Source organism: Paenibacillus sp. FSL H7-0918 (genome assembly GCF_038007025.1).
Classification (GTDB): domain Bacteria; phylum Bacillota; class Bacilli; order Paenibacillales; family Paenibacillaceae; genus Paenibacillus_AQ; species Paenibacillus_AQ odorifer.
In genome coordinates this window covers 1,219,595-1,237,884 of sequence record NZ_JBBOWJ010000002.1, presented here as the reverse complement: position 1 = coordinate 1,237,884, position 18,290 = coordinate 1,219,595, and the positions used below count along the sequence as shown (strand labels likewise).

At 41.7% G+C, this 18,290-nt stretch carries 19 protein-coding genes; 16 read left to right on the top strand and 3 right to left on the bottom strand.

Going from position 1 to position 18,290, the window contains the following annotated elements; all coding sequences use genetic code 11:
- Positions 1 to 75: 75 nt before the first annotated feature.
- The 10 genes from MHI15_RS19395 (at position 76) to MHI15_RS19350 (ending at position 10,186) form a co-directional block, all read left to right on the top strand.
- Entirely contained in the window at positions 76 to 1,083 is a 1,008-nt protein-coding gene (locus MHI15_RS19395) for an ABC transporter substrate-binding protein (protein WP_076128516.1), read from the top strand.
- A 138-nt stretch (positions 1,084 to 1,221) separates the two neighbouring features.
- A complete protein-coding gene (locus tag MHI15_RS19390) occupies positions 1,222 to 2,580 on the top strand; it encodes an LLM class flavin-dependent oxidoreductase (protein WP_076279462.1) in 1,359 nt (452 codons plus the stop codon).
- Complete coding sequence (gene ssuE / locus MHI15_RS19385; RefSeq protein ID WP_341164729.1) at positions 2,580 to 3,113, top strand: NADPH-dependent FMN reductase; 534 nt, start codon at positions 2,580 to 2,582, stop codon at positions 3,111 to 3,113. The genes MHI15_RS19390 and ssuE overlap by 1 nt, the downstream gene beginning before the upstream one ends.
- A 283-nt stretch (positions 3,114 to 3,396) precedes the next feature.
- The gene (locus MHI15_RS19380) at positions 3,397 to 3,975 is read left to right on the top strand and encodes a sigma-70 family RNA polymerase sigma factor (protein WP_081387731.1); all 579 of its coding nucleotides are present in this window, start codon (positions 3,397 to 3,399) and stop codon (positions 3,973 to 3,975) included.
- Complete coding sequence (locus MHI15_RS19375) at positions 3,968 to 4,819, top strand: hypothetical protein (RefSeq protein WP_341164728.1); 852 nt, start codon at positions 3,968 to 3,970, stop codon at positions 4,817 to 4,819. Before MHI15_RS19380 ends, MHI15_RS19375 begins: the two co-directional genes overlap by 8 nt.
- A gap of 213 nt (positions 4,820 to 5,032) precedes the next feature.
- Positions 5,033 to 6,145 carry a helix-turn-helix domain-containing protein gene (locus MHI15_RS19370; RefSeq protein WP_341164727.1) on the top strand — a complete coding sequence of 371 codons (1,113 nt, stop codon included), beginning with the start codon at positions 5,033 to 5,035 and terminating at the stop codon, positions 6,143 to 6,145.
- Positions 6,146 to 6,257: 112 nt separating this feature from the next.
- On the top strand, positions 6,258 to 7,274 hold the full coding sequence (locus MHI15_RS19365) for an ABC transporter substrate-binding protein (RefSeq protein WP_341164726.1): 1,017 nt from the start codon (positions 6,258 to 6,260) through the stop codon (positions 7,272 to 7,274).
- The gene (locus MHI15_RS19360) at positions 7,271 to 8,092 is read left to right on the top strand and encodes an alpha/beta hydrolase (RefSeq protein WP_341164725.1); all 822 of its coding nucleotides are present in this window, start codon (positions 7,271 to 7,273) and stop codon (positions 8,090 to 8,092) included. The genes MHI15_RS19365 and MHI15_RS19360 overlap by 4 nt, the downstream gene beginning before the upstream one ends.
- Before the next feature lie 67 nt (positions 8,093 to 8,159).
- A complete protein-coding gene (locus MHI15_RS19355; protein WP_036684813.1) occupies positions 8,160 to 9,200 on the top strand; it encodes a FecCD family ABC transporter permease in 1,041 nt (346 codons plus the stop codon).
- Positions 9,200 to 10,186, top strand: coding sequence for a FecCD family ABC transporter permease (locus MHI15_RS19350; RefSeq protein ID WP_170914305.1), 987 nt, complete (start codon positions 9,200 to 9,202; stop codon positions 10,184 to 10,186). Before MHI15_RS19355 ends, MHI15_RS19350 begins: the two co-directional genes overlap by 1 nt.
- Positions 10,187 to 10,266: 80 nt before the next feature.
- On the opposite strand, the gene MHI15_RS19345 is transcribed toward MHI15_RS19350, so the two are convergent.
- Both MHI15_RS19345 and MHI15_RS19340 read right to left on the bottom strand, forming a co-directional pair.
- Positions 10,267 to 10,806 (bottom strand): PadR family transcriptional regulator, encoded by a 540-nt coding sequence (locus MHI15_RS19345; protein WP_076128531.1) that lies wholly within the window; start codon positions 10,804 to 10,806, stop codon positions 10,267 to 10,269.
- A 46-nt stretch (positions 10,807 to 10,852) separates the two neighbouring features.
- Entirely contained in the window at positions 10,853 to 12,040 is a 1,188-nt protein-coding gene (locus MHI15_RS19340) for a YhgE/Pip domain-containing protein (RefSeq protein ID WP_076185138.1), read from the bottom strand.
- A 169-nt stretch (positions 12,041 to 12,209) separates the two neighbouring features.
- Here MHI15_RS19340 and MHI15_RS19335 point away from each other — a divergent pair, with 169 nt between their 5' ends.
- Together MHI15_RS19335 and MHI15_RS19330 are read left to right on the top strand one after the other, a co-directional pair.
- Positions 12,210 to 13,340, top strand: coding sequence for an NAD(P)/FAD-dependent oxidoreductase (locus MHI15_RS19335; RefSeq protein ID WP_341164724.1), 1,131 nt, complete (start codon positions 12,210 to 12,212; stop codon positions 13,338 to 13,340).
- Positions 13,341 to 13,556: 216 nt separating this feature from the next.
- Positions 13,557 to 14,723: a DUF4317 domain-containing protein gene (locus MHI15_RS19330; protein WP_076185135.1), complete on the top strand. Its 1,167-nt coding sequence runs from the start codon at positions 13,557 to 13,559 to the stop codon at positions 14,721 to 14,723.
- A 73-nt stretch (positions 14,724 to 14,796) separates the two neighbouring features.
- Here the strand turns inward: MHI15_RS19330 and MHI15_RS19325 are convergent, their stop codons facing one another.
- On the bottom strand, positions 14,797 to 15,330 hold the full coding sequence (locus tag MHI15_RS19325) for an NAD(P)H-dependent oxidoreductase (RefSeq protein WP_341164723.1): 534 nt from the start codon (positions 15,328 to 15,330) through the stop codon (positions 14,797 to 14,799).
- Positions 15,331 to 15,521: 191 nt separating this feature from the next.
- Here MHI15_RS19325 and MHI15_RS19320 point away from each other — a divergent pair, with 191 nt between their 5' ends.
- From MHI15_RS19320 to MHI15_RS19305, 4 genes are all read left to right on the top strand, one after another.
- Positions 15,522 to 15,887, top strand: a complete 366-nt coding sequence (locus tag MHI15_RS19320; protein ID WP_076128545.1) for a winged helix-turn-helix transcriptional regulator — start codon at positions 15,522 to 15,524, stop codon at positions 15,885 to 15,887.
- A complete protein-coding gene (locus MHI15_RS19315) occupies positions 15,869 to 16,438 on the top strand; it encodes an SF0329 family protein (protein ID WP_076185132.1) in 570 nt (189 codons plus the stop codon). The genes MHI15_RS19320 and MHI15_RS19315 overlap by 19 nt, the downstream gene beginning before the upstream one ends.
- Positions 16,439 to 16,551: 113 nt before the next feature.
- A complete protein-coding gene (locus MHI15_RS19310) occupies positions 16,552 to 17,274 on the top strand; it encodes an MBL fold metallo-hydrolase (protein WP_340395015.1) in 723 nt (240 codons plus the stop codon).
- A gap of 252 nt (positions 17,275 to 17,526) precedes the next feature.
- The gene (locus tag MHI15_RS19305) at positions 17,527 to 18,285 is read left to right on the top strand and encodes a hypothetical protein (RefSeq protein WP_341164722.1); all 759 of its coding nucleotides are present in this window, start codon (positions 17,527 to 17,529) and stop codon (positions 18,283 to 18,285) included.
- Positions 18,286 to 18,290 lie beyond the last annotated feature (5 nt).

The following is an 18,290-nucleotide window of genomic DNA, read 5'->3' as shown; positions in this document are numbered from 1 at the left end:
AAAGGAAGAGTGGCGGAGGGAAGTTTGGAACTGTAGCTCAGAAAAATACAATTCATTTGGAAAAGGAGAAGTGAGATGAACAAAACAGTAGCACTGCTTATACTTGTAGGCTTGGTTAGTGGTATTTTATCTGGCTGCTCAGAGGGGAAGTCCTCCGCCAAAAGTGGAGAAGATCAGATCCTGCAATATCAGTCTGCACCTGGAAGTGTCTCTTTCCCAGAGCTGGCCGCCGATTTAGGTTACCTAGGAGATTTGAAGTTAGAGTCTATAGGTGACAGCGTGGGTGGTCCGGAAAGTATTCAGTTAACCGCGACGAAACAAATTGACTTTGGTGCAGCATTCAATGGAGCCATTATTAAATCCTACGCCAAGAATGTAAAAATAAAGTCGGTCATTGGCTCCTACGGCAGTGATCAAAATACGTATGTAGGTGCATATGCCCTCGAGGGGGGAGCTATAAAGTCGGCTAAAGATTTTATTGGTAAAAAAGTAGGGGTGAATATTCTCGGTGCCCATTCGGAATTCGTCATTAAAGATTATTTACGCCAAGGTAACTTGACCGAAAAGGAAATTGAACAAGTAACCTTAGTGACAGTTCCAAGTTCTAGTGCAGAACAGATTCTGCGAAATCATCAGATCGATGTGGTTATGTTAAGCGGGATTGCCCGGGATCGGGCTTTAACAACAGGTGGGGTCGCAGAAATTTTTAAGGATATTGATGTGTTTGGCACAGAGTTTACTGCGGGTGATTATTTCTTTACAGATCAGTATATCAAGGATAATCCGAATACCGTCAGGCAATTTGTAGATGGAGTTGCAAAAGCCATTGAATGGGCCCGAACGACACCTAGGGAGGAAGTAATTAAACGATTCGAGGAAATTATTAATAAGCGTGAACGCAAGGAAACCACAGATAATCTTAAGTTTTGGAAGAGTACGGGCATCTCTGAAAAAGGCGGCGTGATTACACCCTCGGAATACGATGTCTGGATTGATTGGCTTGTGGCAAATGGGGAGCTAAAGGAAGGCCAAGTGAAGCCGGAAGAGTTATATACGAACGAATTTAATCCATTTGCTAAATAATTTTTTATATGAGTTGACTCTACAACAATCTAAAAAGGAAGAGTGGCGGAGGGGAAGTTTGGAACTGTAGGAGCGTGAGCGTCCGCCTTTGTGTACGGATTTCCTTAATAGAAAATCAAACAATAGGGAGTGGTTAACATGACAAAAAAACAAATGAAATTAGGGGCATTCATTAATCTACCCGGTCATCATGTAGCAAGCTGGCGTCATCCTGCTTCAGGGGCAAGTCGGGCATTTGATTTGGAGTATTTAACGGAGATTGCACAAACGGCGGAGCGCGGCAAGTTCGATATGATATTTTTTGCAGATGTATTAGGTCAAAAGCTGTCCGGAAATGCACAATCATCATTAAAGCTAGATCCCGTTATTATTATCTCAGCACTTGCAGCAGTGACTAAGCATATCGGGCTAACGGCGACCTTGACTACTACCTATAACGATCCATACCATGTAGCGCGTAAATTCGCAGCGATTGATCATTTGTCCAAGGGGCGTGCCGCCTGGAATGTAGTAACATCAGCCAATGAGGGTGAAGCTCTCCTGTTTGGTAAGGATAAACATTTGCAGCATGCGTCCCGCTATGAACGTGCTGAGGAATTTGTGGAGGTTGTCAAACAACTCTGGTTGTCTATTGAGTCTGAGGCGCTGGTCATCGACAAGGAGCAAGGTCGGTATTTAGATGTAGAAAAGGTACATCCTGTTGATCATCAGGGAGCTTGGTTTAAGGTACAGGGTTCACTGGATTCCTCAACTACACCACAAGGGCATCCCGTGATTGTTCAAGCTGGATCATCGGAATCTGGAAAAGAGTTAGCTGCGAAGACCGCAGAAGTTATTTTTACAGCATGGCAGACGCTTGAAGAAGCGCAAACCTTTTATCGTGATGTGAAAGGGCGGTTGGCTAAATATGGACGTAAACCGGAGGACTTGAAGATCATGCCGGGTGTGTTTATTACTGTAGCGAAAACAGAGGAAGAAGCTTTGTTGAAGCAGCAGCAATTAAACAGCTATATTTTACCTGAAGTAGGACTATCGTATTTGTCGTCTTTCACTAATATTGATCTGTCAGGGTATGATGTCGAAGAACCACTTCCGGAATTCAGTTCAATTGAAGATGACACCAATCCGCGGATCCGCTACAACATTATTCGTGATATCGCTAAACGTGAGAATCTGCAATCTATTCGTGCAATCTATGAGCGTATCGCTGGAGCACGCGGACACCGGGAAATCGTTGGAACCCCTGAACAAATCGTAGATCAATTAGAAGAATGGTTCTTAAACGATGGTGCAGATGGATTTAATGTGATGCCTCCCCATTTCCCGGAGGGCTTTAACGATATTGTTGAATTAGTGATTCCTGAATTGCAGCGTAGAGGCTTATTCCGTACTGAATATGAGAGTTATACGCTTCGAGGAAATTTAGGGCTATCTGTACCTGTTGTAACAACACTTGAAAAAGCACTAACCGGTGCGAGTACAGGAGGGAATGTGTAATGAGCAAAGCAGTCATTATTAATGGAGGAAATACTAGAAAATCTCGATTAACAGCTATTCATCAGCAGGTTGAAAGATTTCTAACGCAAGAGGGGATTTGGCATCATTCGATCTATGTACATGAGTTACCAGCGGACGATTTGCTTACGGCCAATTTCGCCAGTGAGGCGATTCTGCGGGCCAATGCGCTAGTGGAAGAAGCGGATATTGTCGCCGTATTAACGCCTATCTATAAAGCCTCCTATACGGGAATCTTGAAGACCTATTTAGATCTCCTTCCGCAAAAAGCGCTGGTTGGTAAGCGAATTGTACCTATTGCTATTGGGGGTTCGTTAGGCCATCTTCTAGCGATTGAATATGCATTAGAACCCGTCTTATCTGTACTGGGTGCTACTGAGATTTTAAATACGGTTTATTTCTTGGATCGGCAAATTGAACGTTTAGAAGCTGATGGGTATCGTATTGATGAGGAAGCGGAGCAGCGGCTAACCGTGGAATTACTAAAGCTTGCACCTGCAAAAATAACTAATTAGACTAGGGAGAACAGGAAGTTAGGGGTTAACGTTAACGCAGCCTTTCGGGGTTGCGTTTTTTGTGTTGTAATTGTTAATCTCATGAACCAACGTTGAAAAAGGTCCCTAGTCTCCATTTGGTGAACTATAAGTTGTATGATGGTTTTTTGCCATTCCACGATTACATCAAAACATTTGTTAATGGTTTGGGCGTTTCTCCGTATTAACATATGTAAGTTTCTTCACAACAAATTGCGCAATTTGTTTAGCTTTTCGATGAAGGTGAGGTGGAAGGAGGGTGGAGATGGAGGTTATCCAGGGTAAAGTGGAGCGTTACATGAATAATGAAAGATCACGTGAAGCTATCATGTCCAAAGAGGAATTTACCCGGATGTATGATACGTACTACCAACGTGTTTACAAATATATCTGTTATCGGATTAATAACCACCACGCGGCAGAGGACATATGCAGTCAGGTGTTTGAGACGGTGATGTGTAAGTATTATAGTTTTTCACAAGAAAAATCGAATTTTGAGGTGTGGCTGTTTGCCATTGTAAGAAATGCTGTGACGGACTACTTTCGGGCGCAGAAGAAAAGAAGCTATACCTCACTGGATTCGTTGCTGGAACTTATATTTCCCAAGCCGTCTCCTGAGGAGCTGGCGATCCGTGAGGATAATAATCAAGCACTGTTCAAGGCGCTCTCCAAGCTGCGTGAGAAGGAACGAAATATCATTGCAATGAAATATGGGGCTGGGCTGAAAAATTCCGAAATTGCACAGATCATGGGAGTTAGTGAGTCCAATATCGGTGTCGTAGTATATAGAAGCTTGAAAAAACTGCATATTTCCTTAAAGGCAGGAGGGTTCAAAAATGAATAAGAAAGATGATCTCACCAAATTCAGCAAAACCATAGAACTGCTTGAGAATGCCGAACAGGGCAGCACTACCGATAAAGAAAGAATCTATAACCGCTTGATATACAAATTGGACCATGGGGCACTTAACCCCCAATCAGAGATAAAGGACGGGATAACGATGAAAAAAAGCAGCTGGAGAAATGCAATAGTGATTGGCAGTGCAGTAATTTGTCTGGGTGGAGCATTCTCTGCAACCTCCTATGCACAGGATATGTTCCAGTCGATCATGGCAAAGTTTGAAGTGGGAAATCTCGAAATCACACAATACGATAAGGAAATCCCATCGGCTGCACAGTCAATGACTCCATCTGAAGATGCCCAAGGTGGGGAGAATGCGGTCATTGAATTGCCGGTTGCAGCTAAGTTGAGCCTAGATGAAGCACGTGCAGCACTTGGCATGAACTTCCCGGCACCCGATTGGATGGGAGACTATGAGTTTGTGAATTGTGTTCTTCAGGGTACCAGCATGGTTGAAGTGCAGTATAATTCCGGTGAGAATGCTGTGAATTTTCTAATCTCCAAGGGCGGGGACAATGGGATCAGCACTACGGAAGAAGTGAAGACAGAAGTAATTAACGGGACTAAGGTTTATTATGCAAATGGAATTGTGATTTGGGAAGAGGATGGCTATACAGTAGAGTTGTATTCCCAAGTAGACTTTGACCAAGCTACACTAGGGGAAATCATTGATAGCTTTAACATTGGTGCTCCTGTTCAGCCTTTAGAGCAAGGTCAAGTGAAGGAGAACTCGCAAAAGAATGGCGCAGCAGTTGCAGCTCCGGCTCCGGCTGTAGATTCAAAATAAAAGACTTACTCTGGGCAGCAGCAGCCTATAGTTACACACAGAAGACGCGAGGGGATTAGTCCCCTGAGCGTCTTCTTTTTTGAGCACACTTTTATAGAACGTTCCCCAACCATTGCCACCCCCCAAAAACAAAAGTATAATTGATAATGATTATCAATTAATGAATGAATAAAGAGTTAAGTGTATTTATATAAGCAGTAAAGAGGTGACAGCATGCAAAAACAATCGCAAAAGACGGATTTAAGCGAGGTTAGAAAATATATAGAAGAGAATTTCACGAAGCACTTGTCTTTAGCACATTTAGCTAATCTTTCTGGACTTAGTTCCAGTTATTTTTCCTCGGCGTTTAAACAGGAATATATACAAAGTCCAATGGAGTTTGTTACCCAGCTGCGGATTCAAAAGGCTAAACAATTATTGCAAAAGGAAGATGTTCGCTTAAAGTTTATAGCAGAGGCGGTTGGATATAGTGATGAGTTTTATTTTAGCCGAGTGTTCAAAAAGGTTGAAGGGATATCCCCAACGATGTATTCCAGCCAGCAAAAATCTCATATCGGTGTTGTAACTGGGAACATGATGGGGTATTTACATGCGGCAGGAGTCATTCCGTTTGCTGCACCCTTAAGTGCAAAGTGGACACCGTACTACTATAATTTGTGGGCGCAAGAAATCGAGCATAAGGTAACCTTGACACAAAACAAAAATTATTGCAGCCCCAATGAGCTATTGCATTTGCCAATTGATCTTCTTATTTCTCCCAAAGATTTGTCGTCAGAGCTGGTAAAACGGATAGAGGATCATTTTCCAATCTATTGGCTGGATGATAAGCAAGATTGTTTAGTAGCCTTAACTGAACTTGCTGCCCGACTAAATAAACAAGAAGAAGCGAAACAGTGGATCACACAGTATAGGGCAAGATTGGAAGACGTTCGGCGCAGGTTAGACTGGACCTCTACACCACCTAAAGTTCTAGTTATACGTATCTATCAGCAGCAAATCTTTGCTTATTGTAATACAGGCATTCAGCATCTTTTATTTCAGGATTTGGGAGCGGAATCTAGTTATGAGCAGCCCGGTCTATATAATGCAGAGATTACTTTTGAAGAGTTAAGTAGATTGAAGGTGGATAAGCTGTTTACGATTATTTGCCCCGATGATGAGTCACGAGCAACTTGGCATCATTTGCAGAGAGAGGTTGGGTTCAGACAGTTAGAGGCTATTAAGCAGCAACAAATCTATGTTATTCACTCCGATCCTTGGTTTGAATACTCTCCTGTGGCTTTAAAACGAATGCTAGAGGAAGTTGCAGTAATGATGATACCTTGAAAATGTACATGTCTAATCATAAGATGTTACATGGTCAATGCGTCCTATCTCTTATACACTCAATACTGAGAATGATTATTATTGAGAATATAGGAAAGAGGGAAGGTCTATCATGAAGGGGTTTAATACAAAAACAATAAGTTATGTTGTAATGGTTGCTTTATTATCCATTCTACTGACAGCTTGCGGCGGCAATAATACAGCTGATCAGCAAGCAACAGATACTCCAGTAACAACCAGTGAAACGAGTGCAACTGCAACGGATGAACCCGCTGTACAAGAACCGGAAGTAGCGGCTAGAGATGCGTTTGTAGTAACAGACCAAGTAGGCAATACAGTAAACATCCCGGGGACTGTACAAAAGGTGTATGCCCCTGGTCTGGAGGATTACTTAGTTACCCTTGGTGTAACCCCAGTAGCCCAATGGTCCACGGGTGAAAGACCGCAGCAGTATCTACAGGATACGTTAAGTGGTGTAAAAGAAATCAGCTTCGCTAATGGTGTTCCCTCTCCAGAATCTGTAGTAGATTTGGAGCCGGAATTAATTATATTCCCCACTGCTTTTTATGCACAAAATGGTGTTTATGAAAACTACTCGCAAATTGCTCCAACTTACGTGTTTAAGAATGCACTCGGCAATGTAGTGGAGGCCACAGAAACGATTGCGAAATTGCTAGGTTTAGAGGATAAAGCAACAGAAGCTATTGCTGCTTACGATACAAAGCTAGAAGCAACTAAAGCACAGTTAGCCAGCGTTTCTGCCGGTAAAAAAGCAATTTATATTAATGCGAATGCCCGTGCAATCTTTTTAGTGGGTAACTTCCATTACGGGGGTTATGTGCTGAGTGAGCTAGGCTTTGCTCAAAGTGCTCTTGTAGAAGGAGAAATGTCCGCTGATATTTCGCTGGAAATGTTGTCTGATTTAGACGCTGATTATATCTTTATTAACGATAATGATGGTCTGGGAGATGCTTTCCTGGCAGACATTAAAGCTAGTCCTTTATGGAAGGCGCTGCCTGCAGTTCAAGCAGGTAAAGTGTTCGAGGTGGATGGCGATCACTGGAGATCCAGTGGATTAATTGCTTATCAAAAAACGATGGACGATATTGTAGCGTTCCTGCTGCCATGATTATCAAACCGTACGTAAAACCAAACTATGAAACGATGTTGATCACGAGTAAAGCTAATCATAAGGACTATGAAATCTTTATTGCAAAACCGTTGGATGAGTCTGCAAAAGATGGCTACGGCGTCATTTATGTTCTTGACGGCAATGGGCTTTTTGAAACCGCTGCTGAAATCACCCGATTGCTGACGCGTAAGCCTAAAGGCTATCCACCCGCGATTGTTGTTGGCATTGGTTATCCTGGAGGTGAGGCGTTTGATACCGTGCGTCGAACCTATGATTTAACCATGCCAGCTGAGCTCGCGAATTTACCGAAACGTCCCAATGGGGAGCCTTGGCCTGAATTTGGCGGGGCAGATGAGCTGCTAGCTTTTTTTGAAAAAGAGTTAATGCCAGCCATTGCCCAGCGGTTCGTTATCAATAAGCAGAAGCAAGCATTGTTCGGCCATTCCTTTGGCGGATTATTTGTTCTGCATGCGTTGTTTACTCAACCCACCTTGTTCTCACATTATATTGCAAGTAGTGCTTCCATCTGGTGGAATGATTACGCACTTTTAAAGGAGTATGAGAGTTTTAAAGCTGATTTACACAGCGATACACTAAGTCAGTTACCTAAAACGCTTATGATTGCCGGTGGAGAAGAGCTGGATTATATGGTCAAGGATAGCTTGGATTTATGTAACAGCATGATGGCCTTACACCTTCCAAGCTTTGAAGTAAGCTGGGCATTGCTTGAGCAAGAGGAGCATGTGAGTGTAATCTCGGGTGCGATTAGTCGGGCCGTCAAATTTTTGCTCACCACATCCTCTGACTTGCGTTAGAAATCATATTATTTTGCAACCTGAGCTGGCCCTTGGCTGGCTCTTTTTGTAAAGTGAAGGGAAAGGGTTGGAAACATTGGCCGCAAATGTTCAGAAATCATCACTAGCAGGAGAAAAAAAGTTCTCCTTTTTATTATTGCTAATCCTCATGCTCCTCCTATTAATTGGCGTATTAGTGCTTGCTATGGCCCTTGGCGCGAAAAAAATACCCTTCGCAGATGTATTCATGTCGATCATCGCTTTTGATGATAAGGCGTCTACTCATCAGGTGATCCAGTCGATTCGTTTACCCCGGGTACTTGCCGCTATGGCAACAGGCGCTGGATTTGCAGTAAGTGGAGCGATTATTCAAGGGATTAGTCGCAATCCTTTAGCCGATTCGGGGATTCTTGGATTAAATGCTGGGGCAGGGGTCACGTTAGTTATTGCTATGGTTTTCCTGCCGACGATTTCATTCACAGGTACACTTTGGCTCTGTATTCTAGGTGCGGGATTGGGCGCAGGTTTAGTCTTTAGTGTGGGCTTATTAAGTAAACGAGGCATGACGCCTATTCGGCTTGTATTGGCGGGTGCTGCCATCTCTGCTATGCTAACTGCCCTAAGTGAAGGAATAAGTATCTTTTTTTCAGTGGCTCAGCAGGTGGCTTTTTGGTATGGAGGAGGTTTAAGTGGCATTAGCATGGCCCATCTACAGCAAATGTTGCCTTGGATGCTTCTTGCGCTATTACTTGCCATCGTAATTTCAAAGTCGATTACTATACTTTCTGTAGGGGATGAGACAGCGGAAGGGTTAGGCGTTAATATAAAACTTATCAAAAATCTCTCGCTTTTAGCCGCATTCATGTTAGCCGGGATCTCATGTGCTTTAGCCGGATCTGTAAGCTTTGTGGGCTTAATTGCTCCTCATTTGGTACGTTACATAGTGGGTGTGGATTATCGTTATATTATTCCATTATCCGCAATTCTGGGAGCCACCCTTGTTGTGCTTGCTGATTTAGTGGCACGTATCGTAAATGCCCCTTATGAAATCCCTGTAGGTGCTGTAATTGCGGTTATTGGTGTTCCGTTCTTTCTATATTTGGCTCGTAAAGAAAGGCGGGAGCTATAGTGAAGCTAAGATGGAAGTTTATAATTATAGCAATCATTTTACTGCTAGGCTTTATATATAGTGTATCTACTGGTCAAAGTAGCTTAAGCTTACAAGAGTTATGGCAAACCGTATTAGGAAAGGGAACACCGAGGCAGGAGCTTGTACTTTTTCAGTTCCGTATTCCACGTATGATCTTGGGTTTTCTAGTAGGTGGCGCGTTGGCAATAGCAGGAATGCTGCTGCAAGCTATAAGCCGAAATGCTTTGGCCGACCCGGGCATACTGGGGATAAATGCTGGTGCTGGATTATCCATGATGTTATTTTTACTCTTACAAAATAGCTCAACCGGCTTACATACTTATGTTCAGCCACTGTATGCTTTATTGGGCGGATTTATCGTTGTCGCTCTATTATTTATGCTTTCCTATGATCGCAATCAAGGCATTATTCCCATTCGATTAATTTATACTGGTATTGCTGTTGCGGCTGCGATTAGTGCATTTATGATTGTGTTAACCTTCGTACTAGATCCTTCGCAATATCAGATGATTAAGGTGTGGCTGGCAGGGAACATAGGGAATAGTAATTGGAGCCACGTGTATGCTATGCTGCCTTGGTTACTTCTTATTGTGCCTTTATTAATTCGGAATCATCTTATATTGGATGTACTAAGGCTTAACGATCCTGTAGTCATTAGTTTAGGGGTATCTCTAAATAAGTATCGCGTTTGGTTTTTAGTATGTAGTGTATTATTGGCGGCACCAGCGGTTGCTGTCAGTGGGAGCATTGGATTTGTAGGACTAGTAGTTCCACATTTAGTTAGACGACTCTTTCGTGGCCATAAAATAATGATTCCCGCATGTTTATTAATCGGTGGCGGATTAGTTGTTATTGCAGATGCGCTTGGTAAAATGGTAGTAGCCAATACTGAAATACCAGCAGGAGTAATCGTGGCTTTAATCGGTGCTCCATACTTTTTATATTTATTAATTAAAAGTGAATAACTGAAAAAAGCTATTGTGTGATTGATGCTGGAAATAAAAAAAGAATGCCTTGATTATGCAATAATCCAAGGCATTCTTTTTTATATCGTTTTCGTTTTCAGCTTTTCTAAAAGAACTTTCCACCAGTGTATAGATTGCTCAAGTTGAGAAGCGTAGTAGCTTTCCATGAAATCTACACTTTCACGAGTGGAGCTATCTACATCTATTTGCTGGTAGATTTGATTTAATTGATCTTTTTTTATAAGTGACTGTTCAATTTTCTTCTCGATAATCGGGATCACTTTATCAGTCTCTACAAAACGAAGATTCACAAGAGCGACAATCATATCTGAAATAGATTCTGCATCTTCTATTACCTTATAAATTTTGAGCGGGAGCTGCTTGCGCCCTTTATCGGTAATGGAAAACACCTGTTTGTCTGGACGATGTTCTTCTTTGATAATCTCTACCTGTTCAACTAAGCCCTGTTTCGTAAGAGATTCAAAGTGATAATACAGTTTGCTTTCAGATAGATTGAGCAATTTATCAAAAGGAATAGGGGTGGATAGTTCTTTTTTTAATTTATAAGGATAATTATTTTCATCCATTAACTTACTTAAGATATAAATTTGAATTGACATCACAGAACCCACTCCTAATTGTTGGCTAAACTCTATCTTACCAAACCTAGGCGGTTATTTCAGCTGTATTTTTAACTTCAACGGGCAGTATAGTTTCTTTAGTCACAGGTACAGGTTTATGAACAAACCGGACGATTACAATGTTAATCATCATAGCCCCGGCAAATACGCCTGCTAATCCCCATAAGAAGGGGGCTGGACTAATGGAACCAAACATTTGTGCCAAATAAGCTTGCACAGAATAATACATCGGGGTGATGCGCCCGAACCAATCGTATGGTGTATACATCATATCACGAGGCATGGTAGCACCATTGGCGATGGTTTGCATGAGCAGGATTGGAATATTTAAGACCATACCGCCTTCGCCAACTAGGAAGACCATAATCGCACACACGTTGAATGCAGCCATATACATTAGAATTTGTTGAGCAGCAACTGGTAACAGTAAGGATAGGTCTACATCTGCAACAGAGAAGGCAATGGTTAAAGCAACGACTGTTGATAATACAGCGATTAATAAAGCTGTGAATTGAACGAACATAAACAGTTTTGTCTTGCTTGCTTTCCCGCGGTTTGCTTTAAAAGAAGCAACTAATTGCATGGAGGCAATCATTGCCCCAACATAACCAGCCATAGTTAAGAACATAGGTAACATGTTGTTGTGCATGCCGTCCGGAACATCATTGATGACAACATAATTCCCGACATAGCTATTTTCAATTTGTGTAGCCATTGCGGTGGCTTGTTCTTCTGGTACGTTAAAGTTCATTAACACACCTTTTGCGGTTTGCTCTGAGAAGTTCGCGCTTAATTGTTTGTTAATTTCTCCTACAACGGAAGACATGGCTGAAGATACCATGGTGGCAGAAGCTTCGTTGACTGTGAAATCAATACTTGCGGATACCTTACCGCTTTGAACGTTGGCTGAAAATTCTTCTGGAATATGGACAACTAGAGCTAACTTATTATGTTCTAATTCATCCATCGCTTTTTTATTCGATACATCGGTTTTTATCGTTTTGAATGGTAAGCTCTCCGAGAACTGACTCGAAATCTGAGCCCCATATTGACCTGCATCATCATTGACAATAGCAATTTTTAAATCATCCATGTTTCCTGGAAGTGCTGTATACCCTGGTAAGAAAATTCCAAGCATCGCAATGGCATAGAACACCCCCATAAAAATAGAACCAATGGCCCCTTTGGACTTCAAAAACTGTGAAAACTTCAACTGTATTCCTTCTTTCTTCTGAATAACGCTTTTATTTTAGTACTTCAATTAAAGTACTTTTAACTGAGTGAAATTTATAGTACGATAATTCATTAGAAATGTCAAATTTAAGATACAATGGGTAAGTAGTGAATGATTAAAAAAATGGATAACTGAAGGGACTTCGAATATGAACAAGGTTATTGTAATTGGTGCAGGCATATTAGGGGCTTCAGCAGCTTATCAGCTAAGTAAGTTAGGTGCTGAGGTCATCATTATAGATCGTAAGGATGTTGGACAAGCAACGGATGCAGCAGCAGGGATTATTTGTCCATGGTTGTCTCAACGCAGAAACAAAGCATGGTATCGTCTTGCTAAAGCGGGAGCAAGCTTTTATCCGGCACTTATTCAAGAGTTGGAAGAGGCTGGAGAAACCGAGACTGGATACGCAAAAGTTGGAGCGATATGTATCCATGAGGATTTGAAAAAGTTACTCGCGATGAAAGAAAGAGCGGAGCTGCGCAGAGAGGACGCCCCTGAAATAGGGGAACTTACGATGCTGACGGATCTTGAAGCGCAAGAGAAGTTTCCATTATTGTCGGAAGGTTACCATGCGCTGCATGTATCGGGTGCAGCAAGAGTGAACGGACGTGAATTACGTGATGCTTTGCTAAGGGCTGCTCAGCGTAATGGTGCGCAAATGATTGAGGGAGATGCTATTTTAGAACATGATGAACATGAAATTAAAGGGGTTAGTGTAGGAGAACAGACATTCACAGCGGATGAAGTGATTGTGTGCGCAGGGGCTTGGTCTAACGCTTTGCTTCATCCGCTTGGGATCATGCTTCAGGTGCGTTATCAAAAAGCTCAAATTATGCATTTGAAGCTTGCTCAACAAGCGAGTACAGAGCAATGGCCTGTGGTAATGCCGCCTACAGATCAATATATACTCGCATTTGCGGATCAAAATATCGTGGTAGGTGCTACTCACGAAAATGATGTCGTAGGTTATGATACTGCTGTAACCGCAGGAGGAATGCAAGAAATTCTGAATAAAGGTCTGCAAACGGCTGCCGGTCTTGCGGATTGTAGCCTAAATGAGATAAGAGTAGGGTTCCGTCCATTTACAGCAGATTTTCTTCCCGTGTTGGGCAGGGTTCAAGGATGGAATAAACTAATTGTTGCTAATGGACTAGGGTCATCCGGATTAACGATGGGACCCTTTCTTGGTGAGCAGCTAGCCAAGCTGGCCATGAATCAACAGGTAGATATTCAGCTTGAAGACTATACATTAGAGCATGCGATAAGTTTGGAACTGTAGGAACGTAGTGTCCGCCTTTGTCACCGGATTTCAACCATGAAACATGGTAATAATCGAGAAATCTGGTGACAACAACGGCCGGAAGTCCAAACATTCACCGGAGTCACGACCTTACCTTAATAGAAAAATCTTAAGTTCAACTAGTATAGCGAAGCTTTTTTTTATCCTTTATACTGAAAAGACCAATTAATCTTCCTAGGAGTTGTCTAACGAATCATGATAAAGAAAGAAGTCGCGCATATACGCAAGCAATTTAAGCTGGATCACGATTTAATGAGTATTTACGATATTCTCAACGTGTATATTATGAAGGAAAGCAACGAGATCTATCATTGGGAGCGCCAGCCATTTGGAATGGTGGACAGAGAGAAGCAGGAGCTGTATATGGGCAATTTCAAAAAACTCCTGACCGGTGAACTGGATCAGAAATTGTTCGAGTTGAAGTTTCAAGCGGAAGCGGAGGAGCCAGCGCAGGTGATGCTTCATCAAGCTTTGGTGACAGGGGATCCAGATGAATGGCAGGACCTGATGCTACTGTTGGTGGACAGAATGATGGCGGATACTCATTATGAACGGGATACGGTGATCACTTTCGTTCGAGGACAGTATTTCCGCCCGACTAAAGATAGAAACGATGAAGCCGAGGAAAGTGAGAAAAACGAATTATTCGCGCATCCTTTTATCCTATGCAGCGTGAATTCCACGGAGAAACAACGGAAGGCTCTCTTGTTTGATTACGTGGAGCGGGAGTTCAAGTACAATGTCATTGTAGATCCGATCGTCAAGTTAAGCACACCGGAGCAAGGTTTCTTTTACCCAAGTGTGACGGACAATTATTCCGATGTGAACCGTATTCTGTATTGTACGGGGAAATCGAACTTTCCAGATCCGCATTTTGTCGGAGAGGTCTTGAATGCCGAAAGATCCATGACAGCACTGGAAGAGAGAGCTATATTCGAAGACATCGTGAAGGAAGTGGCGGGCGAACAGCTTGATGCAACCACTCTCGCACAGGTGTACGAGGAGATCCATCAGGTCATCGAAACCAACGACGATAAGGAAGAACCTCCAAAGCTCGATTATAGAGACCTGGAACGTGTACTAACGGTAAGTGGCGTTGAGAACGTGACAATGGAAAAAGTGGAACGGGCGTTTGAAACGATCGTTGACGATAAGCATTATGAGATGAAGGCGAGCAGCGTAATGCCGAAATTCACTACCAAATCGATTAAGATCGATACAAAGGTAGCTACGATTTCGGTCAGCCCGCAGGATTTAAAATATGTGAAGCAAGTGAATTATCATGGGAGACGCTGCATTTTGATTGAGGTTGACGAAGATGCCGTGATCGAAGGCTTCACCCTTACTACAGAGAATCTTTAGACTGCTTCAACAATGCTATGGGCTATCCTTAAAGTCTTTGAACAAGACTAAGGATAGCCCAATTTGTTTTGTATCAAATACGGTGATTAAAGATATATTCGATATATTCTTTTGCGCTAGTATTAATTTCTTCATCGCTGGCTTGAAATGAAGCTCCAAAAACAGCAAAGTACGGTAGGGCTTCTGCGCCTACATGTTTGGCACTGGCTTTAAAGGGTGCGATCACTTGGTCTACGGTAAAAGAAACAGAGCCCGCTGGCTGATAATTTTCTTTTTTATCACCGATGGATAGGGCCAGCCCTAACTTTTTCCCGTTAAGCTTGTTCCCGTTTGATCCATAAGCCCATCCGTAAGCCAACACATCGTCAAACCATTTTTTCAATAGCGGCGGATAACTGTACCAATACAACGGGAATTGAAAGATCACATGGTCATAAGCTTCCATTAGATTCTGCTCTCTAGAAACATCAATATTCCAGTCAGGATACTCTTTATAAATCTCATGAAGGGTAATATCGTTGGGATATAACAGCAGTTCTTCTTTCCAGCGCTGGTTGACCCTCGAATTCTCAAGGTTCGGATGCGCCAAAATCACTAGTGTTTTCATGATGAATCTCCATTCTCAGGCCTATATTATTTATGAATATTATTATTATCTTGCAGGTTGTAAAAAAAGAAAATACACACAATAAAGTAAGATGGTTACTTCGAGGTGTGTACTGGACTCCGAAAAAAATATATGCAACAATGAAGTTTTGAGTAAGCTTAATTTGATCAGCATGAACGAGGTGTTATTCTATGAAACAATATCATTTAGGGATAGAGGCAACACTAGAAATCATCGGCGGAAAGTGGAAAGCTTTGATCATTTGCTTTTTGATGTCCGGTGCCAAAAGAACAAGTGAATTACAGCGTAATATTCAGGGCATCTCACAAAAGGTTCTGATCCAGCAGCTTCGTGAACTTGAGAGGGATGGGCTTGTCAAAAGATTCGTGTACCAGCAGATGCCGCCAAAAGTTGAATACAGCCTCACGGAATATGGCGTTACAGCCAATAAGATCGTGGATGTTATGTGTTCTTGGGGAAAAGAAAATATAAAAATAAGACAAAGACGAGGAGAAGAGATCGTCTTGTTGGAGGATACATGTCCTGGAGCAAATTAAAGCAACAACTGGAGAGTTTTCTATGTCCTGCGTTATCCGGCAAGGTTGAATATCGCGCAAGCAGCTACCGTTATTTACCTGATAAATCAGGGAGCTGTTATATTTCGGTAGATAAAAAGAACGTACTCAATATGAATGATAGAACTAACTCAATCAGATGGTATCAGACGGAGCAGGAGATTAAGAATGATTCAGAACTCCAAATTCCAATCCACCCTGAAGACATTGAAGCTGTTAGAAAAGATAGTAAAGGGAACATCCCGGAGGATCGTCTAATAGTCATTGCAAGAAGCAGAAAGATATCAGAAGTTGCAAAGGAGCTTTTGTCAGCACAGACGTCATTAAGTAAATCGAATTTTATCGTTATAGCTAATAAGTTTTTATCTACTTCTATAGAGGAAAGCATAGAGAGCGATGATATCTTATTGAATATTCTGGCTTTAGTGGACAGACGGGTTGGGAAAAAGCGGATTTTAAACATGAGCGAGAAGATGCAGTTAAAGCATCCGATTGTGCAATATTTTTATGAACTACGGCGTAGTACATTGTGAATATAACTAAACTCTCCCTTGCTCAATGGCACCTGCTTCATCCATTATAAATAGGTAATCATCTCCCCCATAGAGCGTATCTTTACCTGTATCCATAAAGGAGAGAAAATAGGATGGAACTCAAAAAAATAAATGACTCTATTTATTATTTGGAAAGTGTCCGAGAAACAGACAGACCTGTTTTGGGATATGTTGTAGGTGACAGCTTTTCAATTATGATTGATTGTGGCAATTCAGAATCGCATTTAGATGCCTTTATAAAGTGTTTGGATGATAACAATCTGCCACGTCCCAAATATGCTTTGATCACGCACTGGCATTGGGATCATACCTTTGGTATGCATGCTTTTGACGGGGAAACTATAGTCTCTTCAGCAACGAATGAGGCACTAAAGCGCCTGAAAGAATGGGAATGGGATGAAGAAGCTGTGGTAAAACGCTTAGAGACCAAAGAAGAAATAGCATTCGCCTATAACTGTATGAAAAAAGAATATGATACGTTTGATAAGATTAAGGTTAGCACAGGAAATATTATGTTCGAGGATGCTTTAACGCTGGATTTAGGGGGCACCACTTGCCAGATTATAAAGGTAGGAGGGCCACATGAAGACGATTCTTGTGTTGTATATATAAAAGAAGCGGGAGTATTATTCGCAGGCGATGCACATAGCGGGGATTATTATCATGGAGAAGGTAAAATTGATCCGATAAAAATGAAAGAATATATTGAGCTTTTATCGACTCTTTCATTTACTACGTATATCCCGGGGCACGACGCCCCTATGAGCAAGGAACAAATCATTCCCTTGTTAAATAGATTTTGTGAGGTCAAGTAAGGGCTAGCCTTACCACATAACAGCTTATTTTATTAGGCGACTTGTTAGGTATGAATTCGGTAGTGTACCGGACGCATGCCTTTTTGTTGTGCCTGATGGGGCAGTTCATAGAGGGGGCTTATTTGCGTTTATTGGGAAGCAGCGTTACGATTAACCATAAGCAGCCTTGCTTCAGACCCCTTCCGAGCTATTAGAAATCTTAGACGAATTATACATCGATGGCTGGGGACTTGTACAGAAAGGGAAACAGAAATGAATAAGAAAATAAGCGTAGAGAATCTAAAACTGACACCACAAAATGATACATATTATATTGCTTGGAGTATCGGAGTCGATAAGAAGTATAAAAAGCATATGAAAAAAGAAATAAAGAGCCAACTCACAGACGTTCTAGGATCCATGACTCAAAATAATGCTGTGGAGGATATTTCAGTTTACAGTCATAACAAAACAGCCGAAAAACATGGAGAATTCATTATATGGGATTATCTTATCCTAATGCAGATCAAGGAAAAAGAAGATGCCGAAATCATTTTACCTAACTTAAAAAATGTGAATATACCTTTCGTGCTCGAAACAATCCGTATAGAGTTACTTGTAACCACACCAAACAGCACGTACCCTACACCAGGGGAAGGCGCGCGAAAACGGCATGTAAAGCCATTTTATGCAATTGAATATGTCGATGTTCAGCCTAATCATTTAGATGAATTCCGAGACATAATGATTAACAATAACGGACCGGCAATGAAGTACATAATGGAGGAAGCGAGATGGTGTCATAATTTTTATGCATTAGAAACGCTGACTGTCTTCTATCATCATTCAAGTTATCCTACTTGGAATCAGATTCATGTCATAGGTTTGTATTTGGAATCAATTTTTCTATATAAAAAAGATTTCTCAAAAGGGCTGGCACTGACCCACAGCATTTCATTTGAAGAAAACTTTGCGCAGTTAAAGAAGATAAGAACCATGTTATATAAAACAATCGGGAGAAAGATGATCTAGAATAG